Genomic DNA, 19,264 nt, shown 5'->3' with positions numbered 1-19,264 from the left:
TGGCAACAAGGGTGACGGCCAGGATTTTGCATTGGACCGTGCCGGCGCTGCCGAAATAGCCTCTTTCGGTAAAATGATATGTATGAATAGCCAAAAACATCGTTGGAAACCCAGCGTCACGGTTGCTGCCCTGGTTGAACGCAACGGTCGCTTTCTCGTGGTGGAAGAAGAAACCTCGACCGGCCTGCGTTTTAACCAGCCGGCAGGGCATCTGGACGAAGGCGAATCGTTGATTGCCGCTTGTGCCCGAGAAGCGCTGGAAGAAACCGGTTGCCACGTCACGCCAGAAGCCCTGGTCGGGGTGTACCAGTGGACGGTGCCGGCCGGTGATATCACCTACCTGCGCTTTGCCTTTGCCTGTCGGCTGGACCAGATTGAAGCAAATCCGAAACTGGATGACGGCATCATTGCGGCCCACTGGCTGACGCTGGAAGCGTTGCGCGCGTCGCAGACGCGCCATCGCAGTCCATTGGTACTGCAATGTGTCGAAGACTGGGTATCCGGTCGGCGTTTGCCGCTGGATAGTATTACCCACTACGATTGACGTGATGACGGTCCGCGCAGTCTTGCTGGCATGTTGCCTGGCACTCAGCGCGTCGCAGGCGCTGGCCGATGGTCTGGTGCGCTTCTGTTATGACTGGAGCTGTAAAACACCCGGTGTCGTCAGTTATTCGGAGCCCTGGCTCAAAAAGATGCTCGTACCATTGCGCCAGGCGAAAACACCGGAGGCCGAGCGGCTTGCTGTGGCCGAGGTGGTTAGCCGATTTTACACAACGGCCGCCGAGCAGATCCCGATTGGCGCGGATGAACCCGGCAACGAAGAAGATGAGACCGTCGTCGGTCGTATGGATTGTATTGACCACTCATCCAGCACGCGCAACATCCTCTCGTTTCTGGCGCATCGGCAGGCATTGCGTTGGCACCGGGTTGGGCCCTATGCCCACCGGACCCTGTTTCTGGATTCCCATTACAGTGCCACGCTGATCGCCACGGCTGCCGATGTCGAAGATGATAGCGGGATTTACACCGTGGACCCCTGGTTCGTGGAACAGGGCAGCTTGCCGCCGGTGCAGCCCGTGAGAGAATGGGCGTCTTACCGCTTTTATAGCCTGGAAACGCAACACCATACGGCTGCCGCAACATCATCGGCAGGCCGCTGAGGAATAAGTTCATGTCATCTTTGTCTGTTAAAACTGCAAAGACTGTCGTCGTCGGTCTGTCCGGCGGTGTCGATTCATCGGTCGCTGCCTTATTGCTCAAGGAGCAGGGCTACCGTGTGATCGGCCTGTTCATGAAAAACTGGGAAGACGACGACACCGACGAATACTGCAGCACGCGTCAGGATCTGATTGACGTGATGAGTGTCACCGATATTCTGGGGATCGACGTGGAAATCGTGAACTTCGCCAAGGAATATCGGGACCGCGTGTTTTCTACTTTCCTGCAGGAATACAACGCCGGCCGCACGCCCAACCCCGATGTGCTGTGTAACTCGGAAATCAAATTTGCCGCTTTTCTTGAGCACGCCATCAGCTTGGGCGCGGATTACATTGCCACCGGCCATTACGCCGGGCTGCAGTATTTTGACGGCAAACAGCAGCTGCTGAAGGCCGAAGATGGCAACAAGGACCAGAGCTATTTCCTGTATCGCCTGAATCAGACGCAGCTCAAACCGGCGCTGTTTCCGCTGGCCGGCTGGCTGAAGCCGGAAGTGCGCGCCAAGGCCGAGGCTGCTGGGTTACCGGTCGCCAGGAAAAAAGATTCCACAGGCATCTGCTTTATCGGTGAGCGCCCGTTCAATGATTTTCTGCAGCGCTATGTGCCGCAAAACCCCGGTGAGATTCGGGATCTGGATTCCGGCAAACTGCTGGGCACCCATCAGGGTTTGGCGTTCCATACCCTGGGGCAGCGTAAAGGCCTGCATATTGGTGGCGTGAAGGGCAACGATCATGGGAGCGGCGAGCATGATGCCTGGTACGTGGCGCGTAAAGACCTGGCAGCCAATGTGCTCTATGTGGTTGCCGGTCACGATCACCCGGCGCTATACGTGGATGAAGTCACCATCACCGATATGAACTGGGTTTCGGGGGAGCTGCCGCACACGCACTGGGTGTACACGGCTAAAACCCGTTATCGTTCGCCCGATGCGCCCTGTGAAATTGAACGTATCGACGCCGAACGTGCCGTCATCCGTTTTGCCTCACCGCAGTGGGCCGTCACGCCCGGTCAATCGCTGGTCATGTACGAAAGCCGGGTCTGCCTCGGGGGCGGCATCATCGAATCGGCCCGCATGGGCGGTCAGCCGGTCGTGACCGCCGACCTGCAATCGCTGGCTGATTCATGCGCCGATAAATCCCCCGCGTAATTTTTACATGCCCGGTTAAGCCTGTTCGGCCAGTGAGGCCTGCGCGCTGGGGCGTGCCGCCATACGGTCAAACAAAAAGGCGAGGTTCGGATGGGGGGGGCGCCAGTCACGTTCCGGCTGACGTAGGTCCAGATACACCAGCGTGCTGAACAGGGCCAGATCGCCCAGTGAGAGGCTTTCACCGTTGGTCCAGGTGTCATTACCCAGACTCACACTGGCAAAATCCAGCGCACGGCTGATGGCGCCGTTATGCAGTGTGATGTTGCCAGGTTCTTGTTTTTCTTCCGGGCGGATGCGTTCGTTGCGCACAGCAATGGCCGAATCCATGATGCCATCGGCCAGGGCTTCCCAGCGTTTTACCCGCATGCGGGCCAGGGCGTTGTCGCGGGGGATCAGAACCGGGGTGTCATTCAGACTGTCAACATACTCGGCAATCACCGGCGAGTCGAAGACGCAGATTTCATCATCCAGAATCAGCGCCGGAATACGGCCCAGCGGGTTAACGCGAACAACCAGACTGCCGGGCTCGCGCGGCGGATCAATCAGGTATTCGTGAGGGATGTTCTTTTCCAGCAGCATCAGGCGCACCTTGCGCACATAAGGGCTGGTAGGGGTGCCTAGCAATTTCATGGGGGGCTCCGGTCAACAGAAATCAGCCCATACCCTACACCGAACTCGGGATGTCGCCCAGTCTTAGTGGGTCAGCCGGGCGGGCGGATGATAAAATCGCTGTTTCGATTTTCCGTATTCAGGAGCTTCAGATGTCTCAAAATCTTGGTGCGTTGACAGCACTTTCGCCGCTGGATGGCCGTTATGCTGCCAAAGTTGACCCGCTGCGCCCGCATTTCTCCGAATACGGTCTGATCCGCGCCCGTCTGCGCGTGGAGATCGAATGGCTCAAGGCACTGGCCGCTGAGCCGCATTTTGCCGAAATTCCTGCCTTCTCGCCGGCCACGATTGCCGAGCTGGATGCCCTGGTGAACAACTTTACTGAGGGCGATGCTGCAGAAGTCAAAGGCATCGAAGCCACCACCAACCACGACGTCAAGGCGCTGGAATACTGGATCAAAGACAAAACCCAGGCCAATGCCGAAGTCACCAAGGTCAGCGAATTCATCCATTTCGCCTGCACCTCGGAAGACATCAACAACCTGTCGCATGCCCTCATGTGCCAGGGCGCTCGTAAAGACGTGATGTTGCCGACGCTGGATCGTGTCATCGCCAAGCTCACGGAGATGGCGCATGCCTACGCCGAAGTGCCGATGATGAGTCGCACCCACGGCCAGCCAGCGACGCCATCAACCATGGGCAAAGAAGTGGCCAACGTCGCCTACCGCCTGCAGCGCGCCCGCGTGCGCATTGCCCAGGTCGAACTGCTGGGCAAGATCAATGGTGCGGTCGGCAACTACAACGCCCACCTGGCTGCATACCCCGGTTACGACTGGGAAGGCTTTGCCAAGCGCTTCGTTGAATCGCTGGGCCTGACCTTCAACCCGTACACCATCCAGATCGAGCCGCACGATGCGCTGGCTGAGCTGTTTGATGCGTTCGCCCGCGTCAACGGTATCCTGATCGATCTCGACCGTGACGTCTGGGGTTACATCTCGCTGGGCTTCTTCAAGCAGAAGGTCAAGGCCGGTGAAGTCGGTTCGTCAACCATGCCGCACAAGGTGAACCCCATCGACTTTGAAAACTCCGAAGGCAACCTGGGCCTGGCGAATGCCATGCTCAAGCACCTGGCAGAGAAACTCCCGATCTCGCGCTGGCAGCGTGACCTCACCGACTCCACCGTGCTGCGTAATATGGGTGTGGGCCTGGGCTACACGTTGCTCGGTTACGACTCGCTGCTCAAAGGACTGGGCAAGCTGGAACTCAATGCCGACCTCATGAAGGCGGATCTGGATGCCAACTGGGAACTCCTCGCCGAGCCAATCCAGACCGTCATGCGCCGCTTTGGCATTGCTAATCCCTACGAGAAGCTCAAAGAGCTGACGCGCGGCACGCGTGTCTCGCGGGAGGGCATGCAGGCCTTTGTGAACACGCTGGATATTCCGGCCGATGCCAAAAAGGCGCTGCTAGAGCTGACCCCGTGGGGCTACACCGGCAAAGCCGCCGAGCTCGCCAAGCGTATCTAAGAACATTGAAGGAACAAGCAACATGGCATTCGCGGATAACCTGAAAAAACTGCCCGGCATCTCGCATCTGGCTGCTCTTGAACTGCGCGATAGCGAGGGCAACCTGGCCGGTATCATTGAAAACAAAGCCGGTAGCCAGGGTTCGCTCACGGTCTACAACCATCTGGCCCAGGTTTGGGGTTCGATCAATCAGGAAGCCGCCAAGCAGGGGCTGGAAGTTTTTGCCGAACACACGGCGGATGCGCGCTCTAACCTGGGTAAGCACCCGAACATTGATCGCCTGCTGGCGATTGCTGAAAACGGTGCAGCACCCCTACGGGTGAAGCATGTGTTCGCAGAGGTAGAGGACCTGCCTGCCTGAATGGCCGGAAATCAGCCGCACACCCATCGCCAGCGCCATGGAACGTAATTTTCCCGCGGCGCTGGCGCATACCCTCAAGCATGAGGGTGGGTGGGCTAACCACCCGAACGACCCGGGTGGTGCCACCATGAAGGGCGTCACACACAAAACCTATGCCCACTATCTCGGCCGTGATGTTACGCACGATGAATTACGCGCCATCTCCGACGAGCACTTGGCCGAGATCTATCGCAAGCGCTATTGGAACGCCTGTCATTGTGATGAATTGCCAGACGGCCTTGATCTTGCCGTGTTCGATACAGCGGTAAATACCGGGCCAGCCCAGGCGGCGCGGCTATTGCAGAGATTAGTCGGTGCGCCGGCCGATGGCGCTATTGGCTCGAAGACCCTAGCTGCCGTGAATGACTACGTCGCAGAGCATGGACTGCATGCGCTCATTGAGGCGTATACCGAGGCGCGACAAAATTTCTATCAGATGTTGCCCACTTACGTGCATTTCGGGGAGGGCTGGCGTAAGCGGGCTGAGCAAGTCGCACATACCGCGCGCAGTTTGAGTCAGCAGCCTGAAGCCTGAAAGTAAAACGCCACCCGAAGGTGGCGTTGGTCTTGCTTATCTCAATTTTATTGCTTTCGGCCTATCCAGAAGAAACCGTTAGTTTTGGATGGATTTAGGCCTGCTGTATAGAGGTAGGTTACCCCGTTAATGACATTAAGAATGCCGACGCCAGATGCGCTTCCTTGACCCGGTGCGCACTGACTTCCGGAGAAATTGAGCGCTGCGTTATAGACATTCTTACCAGTTGGTCTTGGAGTCACTGAGCCGGTGATAATACAATTTGTCGAGCTACCGCTGACAACCCCGTTGGATGAAATCGAAAGGCTGACTGGAGCACCCGTGTAATAGTTTCCTGCATAAACGCCTGTAATAGCGCTCAGGCTAGCCGGTGTGTCATAGCTTGTATTGTATGTCGTGGTAAAAGCTGTAGTTACGCCGTTGGTATATCTCGTAGTGCCTTGCAGGGTGGCCTTGGGTGAAAATGTTGCGGAAATAGAACCAGCAACTACAGAATTTGTAGGAATATAAAACTCCTGCAGGCTTCCGTTTATGGATGTGCCGGATACTGTACCTGTGCCGTAATCAACCCCATAAGCAACACCATTCTGAGAAAACATACTGTAGAACTCACCGTTCTCCAAGACTATTGCACCAAGGTTAAAAGTACCTGCAGGACTACCCGACGAAGTGCCGGTCCAGAATCCCTGCGGATCTTGGTTAGCAACTGGCTGGCTGCCGCCACCACCGCTACCCCCGCCGCAGGCGGTTAATAACGCAATGGATGTGAGTGTTACGATGGCTTTCAGTTTCATAGCAAACTCCTGTACGTAAATTAAGTATCTATTAATGCTGTGATCAAGAATAGCATAAAAATACCTATAGACCGCGAACTTATAAACCGTGTACCTTTCAGCCGTGGTGCTTTCGTCTCCAAAACGGGAGCATTAGCTATGGCAAAAAACACGGCAAAGCCTCCGATCCTGGTTGCCTTTGGGCATTTGGTCCGTCAACAGCGGAAGGCGAAAGGCTATTCACAGGAAGCATTCGCAGACCTCTGCGATATTGACCGTTCGTATATGGGCGGCGTTGAGCGAGGGGAGCGCAATCTGGCTTTGGTTAATATTGAGCGGATCGTGGCTGCGTTAGAGATCAAACCTTCTCTGTTTTTTCAACATTTAGATGAGCATTGGGTAAAGCAGTCGTCAGATGTTGATAACAGAGAAAAGTAAACGCCTTGAAATCCTGCTGAATTAAGGTATATTTTCTATACCATGATCGAGTTTGAGTTCGATACATTAAAAAGCCGAACAAATCTTCTAAAGCACGGCATAAGCTTTGAAGATGCTCAGCGGCTATGGGAAGACTCTAGATTGCTGGAAGTGCCAGCAAGAACGGCAGATGAGCCACGATTTCTGGTGATTGGATGCATTGACCGGAAATATTGGTCGGCAGTGATTACCTATCGAAACAGCACGATCCGGATCATTTCTGTGAGACGTGCACGCAGTGAGGAGGTTGAAATTTATGAAAGCTAAAGAATTTGATCAGGCATTCGATAATGGTGGCGACATCATGTCATCGCTTGACCTGAAAAATGCACGGCGGGTTCGTCAGGAGCAACGCCGGGTCAATGTTGACTTTCCAACCTGGATGATTGACTCACTAGATCGTGAAGCAGACAAACTTGGCGTTACCCGGCAATCGATCATTAAGGTATGGATTGCTGAGCGTTTAGAGAAAGCAGCTTGATACGTCGAGGCTTCGAATGAAAAACGCCACCCGAGGGTGGCGTTTAAGCGTTAGCTTAGTTTAGATCAAACACAAGCACCATCGGCGTTGGCCGAGTCGATCTTTTTCACGGGTTTGATGAACTGCTCTTTGGATACGCCCAGCCACATAACCAGCGGGCTGGCGACGAGCACTGAAGAGTAGATGCCGAACAGAATGCCGATGGTAAGCGCCAGCGCAAAGTAGTGCAGGGCATCGCCGCCAAACACCAGCATCGAGAGCACCATCATTTCGGTGGCGCCGTGGGTGATGATGGTGCGGGAGATGGTGCTGGTAATGGCATGGTCCAGAATCTGCGGGGTGGTCATGCCCCGTTTCTTGCGGAAGGTTTCGCGCACGCGGTCAAACACCACCACCGATTCGTTGACCGAGTAGCCCAACACGGCTAGTACAGCGGCTAGTACGGGGAGCGAGAATTCCCACTGGAAGAAGGCGAAGAAGCCCAGAATGATGATCACATCGTGCAGGTTGGCAATAATAGCCGATAGGGCGAAGCGCCACTCGAAACGCAGCGCCAGGTAGATCATGATGCCGATAATCACCAGCAGCAGGGCCAGACCGCCATCGTGGGCGAGTTCTTCACCGACCTGCGGGCCGACGAACTCCACACGTTGCAGTTGGGCGCCGGGGGCGTTGGCATCGAGTGCTTCCATCACGCCGGTACCGATGGCCGCCGTGCTTTGCGACGGCTTGAGCGGCAGGCGGATCAGAACGTCACGGCTGGAGCCGAAGTTCTGGACGGTGTAGTCCTGGAAGTTGGCTTTGGCCAGGCCGCCGCGAATCGATTCCAGATCGGCCGCCTGTTTGTACTGCACTTCGACCAGCGTACCGCCGGTAAATTCCACCGAGAAGTGCAGGCCACGCGTTGCCAGAAAGAATACGGCCAGCAGGAAAGTGAGCAACGAAATGATGTTGAACACCAGCGCATGGCGCATGAAGGGAATATCTTTGCGGATGCGGAAAAGTTCCATGATGTCGCTCCCGGTCAGGCGTTCGTTGAGTTGTTGGCGTCGGTTTCAGGCTTCCAGACCTGACCGATGGAGATTTTGGTGAGGCGTTTCTGCCGACCGTAGATGATGTTGACTAAGGCGCGTGAAACGACCACCGCGCTGAAGATCGAGGTCAGGATGCCCAGGCAGTGCACCACGGCGAAGCCACGTACCGGGCCCGAGCCGAAAATCAGCAGGGCCAGACCAGCGATGAGGGTGGTGATGTTGGAGTCCAGAATGGTGTCGAAAGCACGCTCGTAGCCAGCCGAAATGGCGGCTTGCGGTGTTGAGCCGTTGCGCAGCTCTTCGCGGATCCGTTCGTTGATCAGCACGTTGGCGTCAATCGCCATACCCAGCGCCAGCGCAATGGCGGCGATGCCGGGAAGGGTGAGCGTGGCTTGCAGCAGCGAGAGAATGGCCACCAGGAATAGTAGGTTCGCCGACAGGGCAACGACAGAGATTACCCCGAACATGCCGTAGTAGATGATCATGAAGACCGCGATAGCGGCAAAGCCCCAGAGGGTGGCATGGAAGCCGCGCGAGATGTTTTCGGCACCGAGCGATGGGCCGACGGTACGCTCTTCGATGATATCCATCGGTGCCGCCAGCGAACCGGCACGCAGCAGTAGGGCGGTTTCATTGGCTTCCACGGTGGTCATGCGGCCGGAGATCTGCACCTTGCCGCCGCCGATTTCGCTACGGATCACCGGTGCAGTAATCACTTCACCTTTGCCCTTTTCGATGAGCAGGATGGCCATGCGCTTGCCGACATTGTCACGGGTGATGTCGCGGAAGATGCGTGAACCGGCCGCATCTAACGTGAGGTGAACGGCCGGTTCCTGGGTCTGGCTGTCGAAACCGGGTTGGGCATCGTTGAGGCGTTCGCCGGTCAGGACGACTACTTTCTTGACGAGAATCGGGCTGCCGCCACGCTCGGTGTAAAGTTCGGCGGTGGCCGGTACGTTACCGTTGAGCGAGGATTCCAGTGCGCCCGGTGTGTCGTCGACCATGCGGATTTCCAGCGTGGCGGTACGACCCAGAATGTCTTTGGCTTTGGCCGTATCCTGCACGCCGGGCAGCTGCACTACGATGCGGTCCGGGCCGGATTGCTGGATGATCGGTTCAGCCACGCCCAGTTCGTTAATACGGTTGTGCAGGGTGGTGATGTTCTGCTTGACGGCAAATTCCTGAATGCGCTTGATGGCTTCCGGCTTGAAATTGCCAACCAGTGCTGGGTCACCGCTCACGGTTTGCTCGACAAAGTTCAGATCGGCCTGGCTATCCATCAGGGCGGCACGAGCCTGGCTGCGGTAATCGTTTTCGCGGAAGCGAATGACTAGACGCTGGTCTTCACGGCCAATGCCGGCATGGCGAATGTTTTTGTCGCGCAGCAGGGTGCGGATGTCTGCTGAGGTGGCGTCCAGTCGCTTGGTGAGTGCGCCTTGCAGATCGACCTGCAGCAGGAAGTGCACGCCACCCCGTAGGTCGAGACCCAGGTACATCGGCAGGGCATGGATCGAAGTCAGCCACTTCGGTGACGCCGACAGCAGATTCAGGGCCACCACGTACTGGGCGTCATCCGCCTTGGGGTTGAAGGCATGTTCGAGCACATCGCGTGCCTTCAGCTGGGTATCGGTGTCCGGCAGGCGGACTTTGACGCCGTTGGTATCTAGGAAAGCGCCGGCACTGGAGATGCCGTTCTTATCGAGAACGGCCGCAACCTGTTGCAGCAGCTTGTCGTCAGACTTGATGGTGGCGCGGATCGGCGACACCTGTACGGCCGGTGTTTCACCAAAAAAGTTGGGCAGTGTGTAGAGCACCCCGATAACCAGGGCAACGGCAACGACAATGTACTTCCAGAGCGGGTAGCGATTCATGACAGGTCACAGAAAAGTCAAACGGGGGCCGAAGCCCCCGGGTCGAACGTGCACGGTGTTGTGCAGATCCGGTTGATTACAGCGAGCCTAGCGTGCCCTTCGGCAGCACGATGCCGATGGCCGGACGCTGCACGGTGATTTCGACCGGGCCACCGTTGTTGGTGCCAATTTCGATCTTGATGTAGTTGTCACCGATGGCGGTCACCTTGCCGGTCAGGCCACCCTGGGTGATGACTTCGTCACCCTTTTGCAGGCCGGCCACCAGCGCCTTGTGTTCTTTGGCCTTTTTCATCTGCGGGCGAATCATCAGGAAGTACAGAATCGCAAACATGGCGATCAGAGGCAGGAACTGGCTCAGGGCGTCTTGAGTGCTTGTAGCGCCAGCGGCTTGGGCGAATGCGGGGCTGATCACGTGGGGGTCTCCGGCGGATAGTTAACTAAAGCGTTGATTCTAGCACTTTTCAGGGGCGACCCGACGTCTACACGCCGCGTTGCCGATCAGCTCTCAGCGCACTAAGTTGGGCCGCAAACTGGCCCTTTTCAATGGCGCTGCGCATTTCTGCCATGAGGGTCTGGTAAAAGTGCAGGTTGTGGATGGTATTCAGTATGCTCGAGAGGATTTCGCCAGTCCGGAACAGATGGTGCAGATAGGCGCGGCTGAAGTTCTGGCAGGTATAGCAGGTACAGGTGGGGTCCAGCGGCCCGGTGTCGGTTTTGAAGCGGGCGTTCTTAATCTTTACGTCGCCGAAACGGGTAAAAAGATGGCCGTTGCGGGCGTTGCGCGTTGGCATCACACAATCAAACATATCGATGCCCTGTTCCACAGAATCCATCAGATCTTCCGGGGTGCCCACGCCCATCAGATAGCGGGGTTTATCGGTAGGTAACTGGGGTGCTGTGTGCGCCAGAATGCGCATCATGTCGTCTTTGGGTTCGCCGACGGACAGTCCGCCAATGGCGAAGCCGTTGAAATTAATGTCTTTCAGGCCGGCCAGAGATTCGTCACGCAGGGCTTCATGCATGCCGCCCTGCACAATGCCGAAGAGGGCGTTGGTGTTTTCCAGGCGGTCGTGTTCATCACGCGAGCGACGTGCCCAGCGCAGTGACAGACGCATCGACTCGGCCGCCGTTTTGTAATCGGCCGGGTAGGGCGTGCATTCGTCGAAGATCATGACGATGTCGCTGTTCAGATCTTTCTGGATCTGCATCGAGATCTCGGGCGTCAGGAACAGTCGGGCACCATCAATGGGCGACGCAAACTTGACGCCTTCTTCGGTGATCTTGCGTAGATCACCTAACGAAAACACCTGAAAACCGCCAGAGTCCGTCAGAATGGGTTTGTCCCAGTTCATGAATTTGTGCAGGCCACCGAACTGTTTGATCACGTCCATGCCCGGTCGCAGCCAGAGGTGGAATGTGTTGCCAAGGCAGATCTGGGCGCCGGTGTTGGCCAGCGCTTCGGGCGTCATCGCCTTGACGGTACCGTAAGTGCCAACCGGCATAAAAGCGGGGGTATCTACCTGGCCGTGTGCCAGGGTCAGGCGACCGCGGCGGGCGGCACCATCGGTGGTGATCAGATCAAATTTCATAAGGCGTTTTCAACTCGGGTTAACAGCATGGCATCGCCATAACTGAAAAAGCGGTACTGCTGTTCAATGGCGTGCTGGTAAGCCGTGCGCATGGTGTTGTAACCCGCAAAGGCAGACACCAACATGAGTAGGGTGGATTTGGGCAAGTGAAAGTTGGTGATCAGCCTATCCACCACTTTGAAGGTATAGCCGGGGCGGATAAACAAATCAGTTTCCCGGCTATCGGGCTGCAACAAGCCGCCGGACAAAATGTTCTGATGTTTCGCAGCAGATTCCAATGCGCGTAGGGAGGTGGTGCCCACCGCAACGACTTTACCGCCACGGGCACGGCAGGCAGCAATCGCTTGAACCGTGGCTTCCGGCAGGTGATACCACTCATGGTGCATCACGTGTTCGTCGAGGTTCTCGGCACGCACCGGCTGGAAGGTACCGGCACCCACATGCAACGTCAGCGTCGCGGTTTCAATGCCCATGGTCTTGAGACGAATCAGCATGGGCTCATCAAAGTGCAAACCCGCCGTTGGCGCAGCAACCGCACCGGGGTTTCTGGCGTAAACGGTTTGGTAGCGGGTTTCGTCATCGGTGCCGGGGGTATGCGTAATATAAGGCGGTAGTGGCAGCAGGCCGTGTGCTTCCGTCAGTTGCCAGAAATCTTGCGTTTCTTCTGTGGGTAGCGCGAGCACAAAGAACTCGCCATCTCGTCCCGTTACTTCAACATGAAAGGCATCGGCTAAATGTAAGCGTGTGCCCGGCTTGGGCGATTTGCTGGCGCGAATCTGGGCGCGGGCTTCACGACCAGCTGCTCCGGTAATCCGCTCGATCAGTACTTCAACCTGGCCGCCAGTGTCCTTCTGGCCAAAAAAGCGGGCACGTAATACGCGCGTATCGTTCATGACCAGCAGATCTCCGGCATTCAGGAGATCCGGCAACTGATTGAACTGTCGGTCTTCCACATGAGGCGGGTTGACCAATAGCAGCCGGCTGGCCGAACGCTCGTCGGCCGGGTGCTGGGCGATCAACGACTCGGGCAGATCAAAGTCGTAATCGCTCAGGCGGGATAGAGGGGTTGCTACAGTCGTGCTCATGGGGCGCAAGTATAAAGGGTGATTGGCTACGCCAAAACGCCCTGATGATCAACCTTTACCCAGCGGTTGATTCGTTGCAAGGCGGACTTGGGCCCGCTCCAACCGTATCCGAAATAATTCCATGGCATTGCAAAAGATGAAGTATTTTTCTTTGGCACCAGAGGGTACCCAGGTTTCAGCAATACGCTGCTCAAGCATCCGGAAATCGCTCCAGATAACTTCAAAGTCTTGAGCCGTCTGGGCCTCGTACATGGCATTTTCCAATCGCATGAGGTCGATGTATCGATCATCGAGATCGTATTTAAAGTGAAATTTTCTGTACTGAGGCACCATTTGGGTCAATGGGTAGGCAACAGCAATCAATGCAGCCAGCAAAAGCCAGATACGGTCGATAAAACTCGCGACCCAGAATGGAAGGGTGTGCTCGAATCCACTGGGGCCGACGTTGATATATTTTTGTGCTATCGGACTTTGAGGAATGCTGGCTTCTGTAAAGGCGGGAAAACCCCCTGGCCGTGGAAAGTACACATGAGTCTGGCGATAGAACTCCGTTGACGCCATCATGAAAAGGTACTGGATTGCGGGATGCAGTTTTTTGTGGGTCAGAATAGTCGTGGTTGTTGCAACCAGCTCTTTCTCCTGCGATGGCCGAACTGGTGCCAGGCTGAAAGACCCGGCAGGCAGACTCACAGCAGTGAGGTAGGGAATCTTGCTGGCAATGGCACGAGCGGTTTTGAAGTCCCACAAATGAACGTCCGCAACGTTCACGAGTTGTGTTAAATCTTTCGACTCCGTATTGGCAAGCAGAAACATCCCGTCGATTCGACGGTCAAGGAGTGCCCGGACACTATCACTGGCATTCATTACGACGAGATTTGTTCTGTCTTCATCTTTCAATTCATGCTGGTTGATAAGATCGAGAACAAACGCCCGGGTGCCGCTTTTTTCTGCACCAATAGACAACTTGCTGTTCTTGAGAAAACCAAGGGGGTCTGACCCCTTGAATTCAGACCCGCGGTACACCAGCCAGAGCGGCTCGTATTGAATGCTACCCAAGGAGACTGCATCTGTGCCTTTGGGGAGCGCTATGCCACCTTGAGAAAAAACAACATCTACCTCTGCATCATGCAGCATCTGGAGGTTCTCCACCGCACCATCCGTTTGTTTTCTAACGAGCGTAACACCATGTCGAGCGAAGTACTGCTCATACCATTCTCCTAAGTCTTCATATGTCGAATTAGGCTGCCCGGTAGCAATCGTGATAGTACGTGGCGGAAACGGTCTGATTTCGTGAACAAACACGGCTAAGCCGATGAAGGTCAGGATGACCCATTTCCATTGAAATCGTAAAAAAGCCGCCAATGCCCTCAGCTCATCCCGGATAGTCATCCGTAGCTGATATTCAAAGTTAGGTTTTTTGATCGGATTTGGCATAACAAGGGATCTGTTCAGGGAGTGGCTATGATAACGAAGCGCCTTTGGAATGCGACGGTTAAATCATTCGTTATGTTGTGGCCTTTGATTTGAATTGTCGGAATTTGTCGGTTTCGTGGTCGTTTTCAACGCGGGTAATTCAGTACACTAGGGTTTCTATTGATTGCTATACGAGCAGTCACTTTAAATATCTTATACGTGACCAGGCTTTTTCATGAGTACTAAATTGAAGACTCTGTCCAGGAGACTTTTGTTACTGGCAACGCCCATGGTGTTGGCAATTCTGGTTGCATCGTGTTCCGGTGGGGGAAGTAACAGTCAGGCACTGGCACCGGTTGTTCAAACGCAGCTGGGCCCTGTACAGGGTATGGTGAGAAATGGCGCGAATGAATATCGGGGCATGCCTTATGCCCTGGCACCCACGGGGAACCTGCGTTGGTCGTTGCCCCAGCCGGTGACTGCGTCTTGGTCGAATGTGTTTCAGGCTTATGATTTTGGTCCGGCCTGCCCTCAGGCGGCCCGCAATGGCTTAACCGAAGGCAGTGTTGACGAAAATTGCCTCAGCATTAATGTGAGTGTTCCAGCAGACATGAAACCGGGTGAAAAGCTGCCGGTAATGTTCTGGATACACGGCGGCGCTTTTGTAGGTGGCTCATCTAATTTGTACCGCCTGGATAAATTGGCGCGTGAAGGTCGTTTGGTCGTTGTTTCGGCCAACTACCGTTTGGGTGCGCTGGGCTTTATGCCTAATCCGGCGTTTGCCTCTAATGGCTATAACGGCAACTACGGTCTGGAAGACCAGCGTTTGGCCATGAAGTGGGTGCAGGACAATATTGAAGCGTTTGGTGGTGATAAAACTAACGTCACTATTATTGGTGAGTCCGCAGGTGCAGGCTCGGTCTGTATGCATTTGGCGTCACCGGATCAGGTTGTGGCGGGCACGCAGATAAAAGTGAAAGATCTCTTCCAGAAAGCGATTACCGAGAGCGCTGCTTGCATGCAGCCGTTGCCCACGGTTGTACAAGGTGAGGCAAAAGCCAGCGCCAGCATCCAAGCGGCGCTTTGTCCGACTGCAAGCACCAATGCCGATGTGCTGGCATGTATGCGCAATCAACCGGTTGCGCAACTCCTGGCACAGCAAGAAGCTTATTCTGAAGCGCATGCAACCGATGTCACGGCTTTTTCCCCGGTTATTGGCGATAGAACAGTGCCGTTGTCATTCAAAGATGCCGCCGCCGCAGATGTTCTCGTTAACGTTCCTATGATGATGGGCGGCACCAGGAGTGAGCTTGTGTTGTATGCAGGGTATTTTTGGCAGGACAGCGTAAAAACAGTCAACCCAGGTTACCCACTTAATGCATCTACCATAAGTTCCATCTGGCTCCCGGCCTTTTATAGCAACCCAAGCCCGGTGGGTGGCCTCTCAGCAATTACCGCGCAGTACCCCGGTTTACTGAGTACGGATAGCAACGTCGTTGCTGAAACTTATGGTCAAGCGCTTTCAGACTTTAACCCGCAGTTGGGTATTAACAACTGCCTGTTTTTGCGTACATCTGACGTTGTCTTGAATACGGCATCAAGAAATAACAAACCTATCTACCAGTTTGAGTTCGCTGACCAAGCGGCGCCTGTTTGCGGTGTCAGCATCGCCGATCCTTGTCCGCCGTTTCCCATGGGGCCCGTACATTCGGCAGAGCTGAACTACCTGTTCCCGAATTTTTCGAACACGACTAAAATAAATGCCCCTAATTTGGCACCGGCATCTCAAACGCTCGCGAATCAGATGGTGGCTTATTGGGCAAAGTTTGCTTATACCGGTGCGCCCGAAGTGACAGGGCTGCCTAGTTGGCCGCAATACGCGGGTAGAACCACGCCATTTGGCGGATCAAGTGTGTTGTTACTGGATCCGGGTAACGTTGGCGTCTTTAACGCGGATGCTCAGCACAACTGTAGTTCGTTTTGGAAAAATCAGTACCCAACGAGACTCCAGTGATGAGCCCCCAAGCTTCTCTCCGTGTATAATGCGGTTCGCGTGCCTCGGTGGTGGAACTGGTAGACGCGCCGGACTCAAAATCCGGTTCCGAAAGGAGTGTCGGTTCGATTCCGACCCGAGGCACCAATACTGACAAATATCATGGTGTCTGCACTGCTCGCCGCAACTTCACATAGCGGCGCGAGATTGGTGTCGTAGAGACGCATATGACTAACACGAATCAGTCTATTCTCAATGTATTGCAGGCAGACCCGCTTTTTGCGCGTTTGTCTTCGGCGGAGCTTGCCAAACTGGCTGGGGCCGCCGAGATCGTCAGCTATGCCGCTGGCGAAACGGTCTTTAGCCATGGAACAGTGGCAACTGCCTGCTATTTACTGTTGTCGGGCGACGTGCAGGTGGTGTCTGAAGATGGAACTGCATGTGTGATTGAAGGCCGTGTTTTTGGCGAGGAAGCCGTTAACCTTGAGTCCTACATCACCACAGCAAATGCGCTATCGGAATCGACGCTTTTCTGCATCAATCGGAACACCTTAAATGCGCTTAAGGGGCAGAGCCCGGGCTTTGCAACACATGCGAGTTTGATATTGGTTGAACGTTTTTCGGGAACCCGGTTAAAACTTGGGAAGCCTTCTCAACCAAAGGCAGAATCGGTGCTCTCCGCAAAGGAAAAGTTGGGTTGGCTGCTGACGACATTGGTCCCGGTTTTGTTGTATTTTTTGGCAGAGTCAAAAGGCTTTACGGACTACGCCGCCATTTTTATGGCGATTGGTAGCGCGGTCGTTCTGATGTGGGCGTTCTCGATAGTTGATGAGTTTGTACCGCCGGTCATTGCTGTGGTGGCTTGTGTTTTTATTGGGTTGGCACCCACCTCTGTGGCCTTGTCGGGTTTTTCAACGCCGAGTTTGTTGACCTTGCTGGGGGTGTACGCCCTTGCAGCCACGGTGATGAAGTCCGGGTTGAGTTACCGAGTCGTGCTGTTGTTGCTCAAAACCTTACCGAGCAGCGCGTTCAGTAACCAGCTCGTGCTGCTGCTGACGGGTTACCTGCTGTCGTTTGTTACCCCCTCCGGTAATAACCGCATATCCTTGTTGTTGCCGATCTACAAAGACATGGCTTCCAGTCTCAAACTGGAAAAGCAGGGGCCTGCCGCTACGGGGCTGATGGCAGCGACCTTTGGCGGGGCAATGCTTTTTTCACCCATGTTGGCTATCAGCAAAAGTGCCAACATCACGGCGGTCACATTTTTGCCTGACTTTATCCAGGAAAAGTTTCTCGGATTTTATTGGTTGTATGCAGCATTTTTTTGCGCGCTGGGTATTACTCTTTTTCATCTCATTGCGGTGCGTCGGTGTTTTCCCATTCACAATGAACGTGTTGTCGATAGACAAGTGGTTGATACCCAACTCATGTGTCTTGGCCCGATGTCTCTGGCGGAGAAGGTTGCCGCCTTTGGCTTTGCCGCTTTTGTCCTGTTGTGCTCAACGTATTCTGTGCATCATGTCGAGCCTTCAGTTATTGCGGGGTTGATATTGGTTCTGTTTTTATTGTTTGGTGCTTTTACGAAAGTTGACTTTAAAAATCAGACAGATTGGCCGATGATCTTTTTCCTACTGGGCATTGATAGTCTGATGACGATCATGGCCTATCTGGGGCTGGATCAATCCTTAGCGGCTTCAGTACAAGACTTATTTGGCTTTGTTGGTGGGCGACTCTGGGTATTTATTCTTGCTGCATGTGTCACGACACTGGTGATACGCCTCGCGTTGCCGCTCACGGCCGGTATGCTGGTGGCTTGTGTGATTCTTCTGCCTGTTGCGGAACATCAGGGCATTCACCCTTGGCTGTGTATATTTCTCTGCGCGGTCTTCAGTGACGTGTGGTTTTTCCCCTATCAAAGCTCCGTATATCTCCAGGTGAAATCAACCGTGTCACAAGACGTGTACTCGGAAACTGGGTTCATGAAATACAACATGCTTGCCAATCTGGGCCGAGTCTTGGTGGTGTTTGCCTCAATCCCCTGGTGGATGTTTCTGGGGCTCGCGTGATGACACTCAGAAATTACCGCTGGCCAGCATTTTTTCTACTGGTTTTTGTCCTGCTTCTGGGTGGTTTTATTCTGCTCAAGCCCAGAATTTTGGTGCTCTACGCCTACAGTAAGCCATCGCCCCTCGTGTCTGCCTTCAATATCGGTCTGACTGAAGCGCTAAAAGGTAACCGCACACCGGTGACCCTCACAAAATATTACATGTCGACTGATGGCTTACAGCTGCCTGATCCTCAAGGCCGGAAAATGCAGGAAGCGCTCGATGCAGTGCGTCATCAGAATCCCGATGTGATTGTTGCTGTGGGTCAACAAGCGAATCAGCTGATAGCTACCCACATCTCTGAGATCAACCCTAAAACCAAAATTGTTTATGCCTCGATTGAATCCGATCCAGCCGATTTGGGTTACAAGCCAGATGCACCCGTAACGGGAATAAAGCGTAACCTCCCCGTTGAGGGCATTCTTGAGTTTATCGATCACACCAAACACCTACAAAGTTTCACGGTGGCAGTTATTGGGAGCGATACGCTAACGAACCGTAACCGCCTTAATGCTTTAAACGGTGCCGTATCCAAGGGGCTTAAAGTTGAAACGCATTTACTGTCGAATTGCTTTGAAGATTGGCAGCAGTTCGTTGCACGTTCAGCCATCAAGCAGGATGTTCTGATTGTTCTGCCAACAATAGGCCTTAAGCAGAATTGCGCCGCCGGCGCTGAATCTGTTGAGCGTCGTCAATTTATTCCCTGGATTGAAGCAAATTCAAAAGCGATTCCCATTGGGCTTGATGGTAATTATGTGAAAGATGGCGGTGCTGTTAGCTTTTATCCATCGTATAGCCAGGAAGGGCGTCAGGCGTTGACGTTAGCTTTGAAGATCGTTGATGGACCTAATCAGAACAGAGTGCCTGCCCCCATCAATAACGAAGATTATCAAGTTGCGATAAACGCTGATCGATTGAAGACCCGGGGCATTTTTGTGCCGACGATCTATCTTGAATATAGTCAGCACGCTGCCCAGGTCCTTCAGGATCATCAGCGCTAACGCTTAA

At 54.5% G+C, this 19,264-nt stretch carries 20 protein-coding genes and 1 tRNA gene; 13 read left to right on the top strand and 8 right to left on the bottom strand.

Going from position 1 to position 19,264, the window contains the following annotated elements; translation table 11 throughout:
* Positions 1–82 precede the first annotated feature (82 nt).
* Genes AC3GOJ_RS02480 through mnmA form a run of 3 tightly spaced genes read left to right on the top strand, consistent with a single transcriptional unit; the run spans position 83 to position 2,365 of the window.
* Complete coding sequence (locus tag AC3GOJ_RS02480; protein WP_488235879.1) at positions 83–544, top strand: NUDIX hydrolase; 462 nt, start codon at positions 83–85, stop codon at positions 542–544.
* A gap of 4 nt (positions 545–548) precedes the next feature.
* Positions 549–1,160 carry a hypothetical protein gene (locus AC3GOJ_RS02475; RefSeq protein WP_488235878.1) on the top strand — a complete coding sequence of 204 codons (612 nt, stop codon included), beginning with the start codon at positions 549–551 and terminating at the stop codon, positions 1,158–1,160.
* An 11-nt stretch (positions 1,161–1,171) separates the two neighbouring features.
* A complete protein-coding gene (gene mnmA / locus AC3GOJ_RS02470; RefSeq protein WP_488235877.1) occupies positions 1,172–2,365 on the top strand; it encodes a tRNA 2-thiouridine(34) synthase MnmA in 1,194 nt (397 codons plus the stop codon).
* A 15-nt stretch (positions 2,366–2,380) separates the two neighbouring features.
* Here the strand turns inward: mnmA and AC3GOJ_RS02465 are convergent, their stop codons facing one another.
* Positions 2,381–2,995, bottom strand: coding sequence for a glutathione S-transferase N-terminal domain-containing protein (locus AC3GOJ_RS02465; RefSeq protein WP_488235876.1), 615 nt, complete (start codon positions 2,993–2,995; stop codon positions 2,381–2,383).
* A 131-nt stretch (positions 2,996–3,126) separates the two neighbouring features.
* Between AC3GOJ_RS02465 and purB the strand changes: the two genes are divergently transcribed.
* Genes purB through AC3GOJ_RS02450 form a run of 3 tightly spaced genes read left to right on the top strand, consistent with a single transcriptional unit; the run spans position 3,127 to position 5,435 of the window.
* Positions 3,127–4,500: an adenylosuccinate lyase gene (purB, locus tag AC3GOJ_RS02460; RefSeq protein WP_488235875.1), complete on the top strand. Its 1,374-nt coding sequence runs from the start codon at positions 3,127–3,129 to the stop codon at positions 4,498–4,500.
* A 22-nt stretch (positions 4,501–4,522) separates the two neighbouring features.
* On the top strand, positions 4,523–4,861 hold the full coding sequence (locus AC3GOJ_RS02455; RefSeq protein WP_488235874.1) for a DUF2322 family protein: 339 nt from the start codon (positions 4,523–4,525) through the stop codon (positions 4,859–4,861).
* Between the two features lie 37 nt (positions 4,862–4,898).
* On the top strand, positions 4,899–5,435 hold the full coding sequence (locus AC3GOJ_RS02450; protein ID WP_488235873.1) for a glycoside hydrolase family 108 protein: 537 nt from the start codon (positions 4,899–4,901) through the stop codon (positions 5,433–5,435).
* 47 nt (positions 5,436–5,482) lie between these two features.
* Here the strand turns inward: AC3GOJ_RS02450 and AC3GOJ_RS02445 are convergent, their stop codons facing one another.
* Positions 5,483–6,229 carry a hypothetical protein gene (locus AC3GOJ_RS02445; RefSeq protein WP_488235872.1) on the bottom strand — a complete coding sequence of 249 codons (747 nt, stop codon included), beginning with the start codon at positions 6,227–6,229 and terminating at the stop codon, positions 5,483–5,485.
* 138 nt (positions 6,230–6,367) lie between these two features.
* On the opposite strand from AC3GOJ_RS02445, the gene AC3GOJ_RS02440 reads away from it, so the two are divergent.
* From AC3GOJ_RS02440 to brnA, 3 genes are read left to right on the top strand one after another with little or no spacing between them, the layout of a single operon-like run.
* Positions 6,368–6,646, top strand: a complete 279-nt coding sequence (locus tag AC3GOJ_RS02440; protein ID WP_488235871.1) for a helix-turn-helix domain-containing protein — start codon at positions 6,368–6,370, stop codon at positions 6,644–6,646.
* 42 nt (positions 6,647–6,688) lie between these two features.
* On the top strand, positions 6,689–6,952 hold the full coding sequence (locus tag AC3GOJ_RS02435) for a BrnT family toxin (protein WP_488235870.1): 264 nt from the start codon (positions 6,689–6,691) through the stop codon (positions 6,950–6,952).
* Positions 6,942–7,166: a type II toxin-antitoxin system BrnA family antitoxin gene (gene brnA, locus AC3GOJ_RS02430; RefSeq protein WP_488235869.1), complete on the top strand. Its 225-nt coding sequence runs from the start codon at positions 6,942–6,944 to the stop codon at positions 7,164–7,166. The genes AC3GOJ_RS02435 and brnA overlap by 11 nt, the downstream gene beginning before the upstream one ends.
* A gap of 65 nt (positions 7,167–7,231) precedes the next feature.
* Here the strand turns inward: brnA and secF are convergent, their stop codons facing one another.
* From secF to AC3GOJ_RS02400, 6 genes are all read right to left on the bottom strand, one after another.
* Positions 7,232–8,176, bottom strand: a complete 945-nt coding sequence (gene secF / locus AC3GOJ_RS02425; protein WP_488235868.1) for a protein translocase subunit SecF — start codon at positions 8,174–8,176, stop codon at positions 7,232–7,234.
* Positions 8,177–8,190: 14 nt separating this feature from the next.
* Positions 8,191–10,071, bottom strand: a complete 1,881-nt coding sequence (gene secD / locus AC3GOJ_RS02420) for a protein translocase subunit SecD (protein WP_488235867.1) — start codon at positions 10,069–10,071, stop codon at positions 8,191–8,193.
* A gap of 76 nt (positions 10,072–10,147) precedes the next feature.
* Positions 10,148–10,483 carry a preprotein translocase subunit YajC gene (gene yajC, locus AC3GOJ_RS02415; RefSeq protein ID WP_488235866.1) on the bottom strand — a complete coding sequence of 112 codons (336 nt, stop codon included), beginning with the start codon at positions 10,481–10,483 and terminating at the stop codon, positions 10,148–10,150.
* Positions 10,484–10,550: 67 nt separating this feature from the next.
* The gene (tgt, locus tag AC3GOJ_RS02410) at positions 10,551–11,660 is read right to left on the bottom strand and encodes a tRNA guanosine(34) transglycosylase Tgt (protein ID WP_488235865.1); all 1,110 of its coding nucleotides are present in this window, start codon (positions 11,658–11,660) and stop codon (positions 10,551–10,553) included.
* Positions 11,657–12,745, bottom strand: coding sequence for a tRNA preQ1(34) S-adenosylmethionine ribosyltransferase-isomerase QueA (gene queA, locus AC3GOJ_RS02405; RefSeq protein ID WP_488235864.1), 1,089 nt, complete (start codon positions 12,743–12,745; stop codon positions 11,657–11,659). Before queA ends, tgt begins: the two co-directional genes overlap by 4 nt.
* Before the next feature lie 48 nt (positions 12,746–12,793).
* Positions 12,794–14,179, bottom strand: coding sequence for a TAXI family TRAP transporter solute-binding subunit (locus AC3GOJ_RS02400; RefSeq protein WP_488235863.1), 1,386 nt, complete (start codon positions 14,177–14,179; stop codon positions 12,794–12,796).
* 214 nt (positions 14,180–14,393) lie between these two features.
* Between AC3GOJ_RS02400 and AC3GOJ_RS02395 the strand changes: the two genes are divergently transcribed.
* The 4 genes from AC3GOJ_RS02395 to AC3GOJ_RS02380 all read left to right on the top strand — a co-directional run bounded on the left by AC3GOJ_RS02395 (position 14,394) and on the right by AC3GOJ_RS02380 (position 19,257).
* Complete coding sequence (locus tag AC3GOJ_RS02395) at positions 14,394–16,172, top strand: carboxylesterase/lipase family protein (RefSeq protein ID WP_488235862.1); 1,779 nt, start codon at positions 14,394–14,396, stop codon at positions 16,170–16,172.
* A gap of 41 nt (positions 16,173–16,213) precedes the next feature.
* A tRNA-Leu gene (locus AC3GOJ_RS02390) sits at positions 16,214–16,298 on the top strand.
* Between the two features lie 80 nt (positions 16,299–16,378).
* Entirely contained in the window at positions 16,379–18,217 is a 1,839-nt protein-coding gene (locus AC3GOJ_RS02385; protein WP_488235861.1) for an SLC13 family permease, read from the top strand.
* Complete coding sequence (locus tag AC3GOJ_RS02380; RefSeq protein WP_488235860.1) at positions 18,217–19,257, top strand: ABC transporter substrate binding protein; 1,041 nt, start codon at positions 18,217–18,219, stop codon at positions 19,255–19,257. The genes AC3GOJ_RS02385 and AC3GOJ_RS02380 overlap by 1 nt, the downstream gene beginning before the upstream one ends.
* Positions 19,258–19,264 lie beyond the last annotated feature (7 nt).

The sequence above is a fragment of the Fluviibacter sp. genome, from assembly GCF_057744235.1.
The sequence above is the reverse complement of the archived record's forward strand: the minus strand, read 5'-3'. Positions and strand labels throughout refer to the sequence as shown.

Coding starts and splice junctions, on each gene's coding strand:
- secF (WP_488235868.1), bottom strand. CDS start 8,176: ATGGAACTTTTCCGCATCCGCAAAGATATTCCCTTCATGCGCCATGCG.
- AC3GOJ_RS02395 (WP_488235862.1), top strand. CDS start 14,394: ATGAGTACTAAATTGAAGACTCTGTCCAGGAGACTTTTGTTACTGGCA.
- queA (WP_488235864.1), bottom strand. CDS start 12,745: ATGAGCACGACTGTAGCAACCCCTCTATCCCGCCTGAGCGATTACGAC.
- AC3GOJ_RS02465 (WP_488235876.1), bottom strand. CDS start 2,995: ATGAAATTGCTAGGCACCCCTACCAGCCCTTATGTGCGCAAGGTGCGC.
- AC3GOJ_RS02480 (WP_488235879.1), top strand. CDS start 83: ATGAATAGCCAAAAACATCGTTGGAAACCCAGCGTCACGGTTGCTGCC.
- AC3GOJ_RS02435 (WP_488235870.1), top strand. CDS start 6,689: ATGATCGAGTTTGAGTTCGATACATTAAAAAGCCGAACAAATCTTCTA.
- tgt (WP_488235865.1), bottom strand. CDS start 11,660: ATGAAATTTGATCTGATCACCACCGATGGTGCCGCCCGCCGCGGTCGC.
- secD (WP_488235867.1), bottom strand. CDS start 10,071: ATGAATCGCTACCCGCTCTGGAAGTACATTGTCGTTGCCGTTGCCCTG.
- AC3GOJ_RS02475 (WP_488235878.1), top strand. CDS start 549: ATGACGGTCCGCGCAGTCTTGCTGGCATGTTGCCTGGCACTCAGCGCG.
- AC3GOJ_RS02440 (WP_488235871.1), top strand. CDS start 6,368: ATGGCAAAAAACACGGCAAAGCCTCCGATCCTGGTTGCCTTTGGGCAT.
- AC3GOJ_RS02450 (WP_488235873.1), top strand. CDS start 4,899: ATGGAACGTAATTTTCCCGCGGCGCTGGCGCATACCCTCAAGCATGAG.
- mnmA (WP_488235877.1), top strand. CDS start 1,172: ATGTCATCTTTGTCTGTTAAAACTGCAAAGACTGTCGTCGTCGGTCTG.
- AC3GOJ_RS02380 (WP_488235860.1), top strand. CDS start 18,217: ATGACACTCAGAAATTACCGCTGGCCAGCATTTTTTCTACTGGTTTTT.
- brnA (WP_488235869.1), top strand. CDS start 6,942: ATGAAAGCTAAAGAATTTGATCAGGCATTCGATAATGGTGGCGACATC.
- AC3GOJ_RS02400 (WP_488235863.1), bottom strand. CDS start 14,179: ATGCCAAATCCGATCAAAAAACCTAACTTTGAATATCAGCTACGGATG.
- AC3GOJ_RS02455 (WP_488235874.1), top strand. CDS start 4,523: ATGGCATTCGCGGATAACCTGAAAAAACTGCCCGGCATCTCGCATCTG.
- purB (WP_488235875.1), top strand. CDS start 3,127: ATGTCTCAAAATCTTGGTGCGTTGACAGCACTTTCGCCGCTGGATGGC.
- AC3GOJ_RS02385 (WP_488235861.1), top strand. CDS start 16,379: ATGACTAACACGAATCAGTCTATTCTCAATGTATTGCAGGCAGACCCG.
- AC3GOJ_RS02445 (WP_488235872.1), bottom strand. CDS start 6,229: ATGAAACTGAAAGCCATCGTAACACTCACATCCATTGCGTTATTAACC.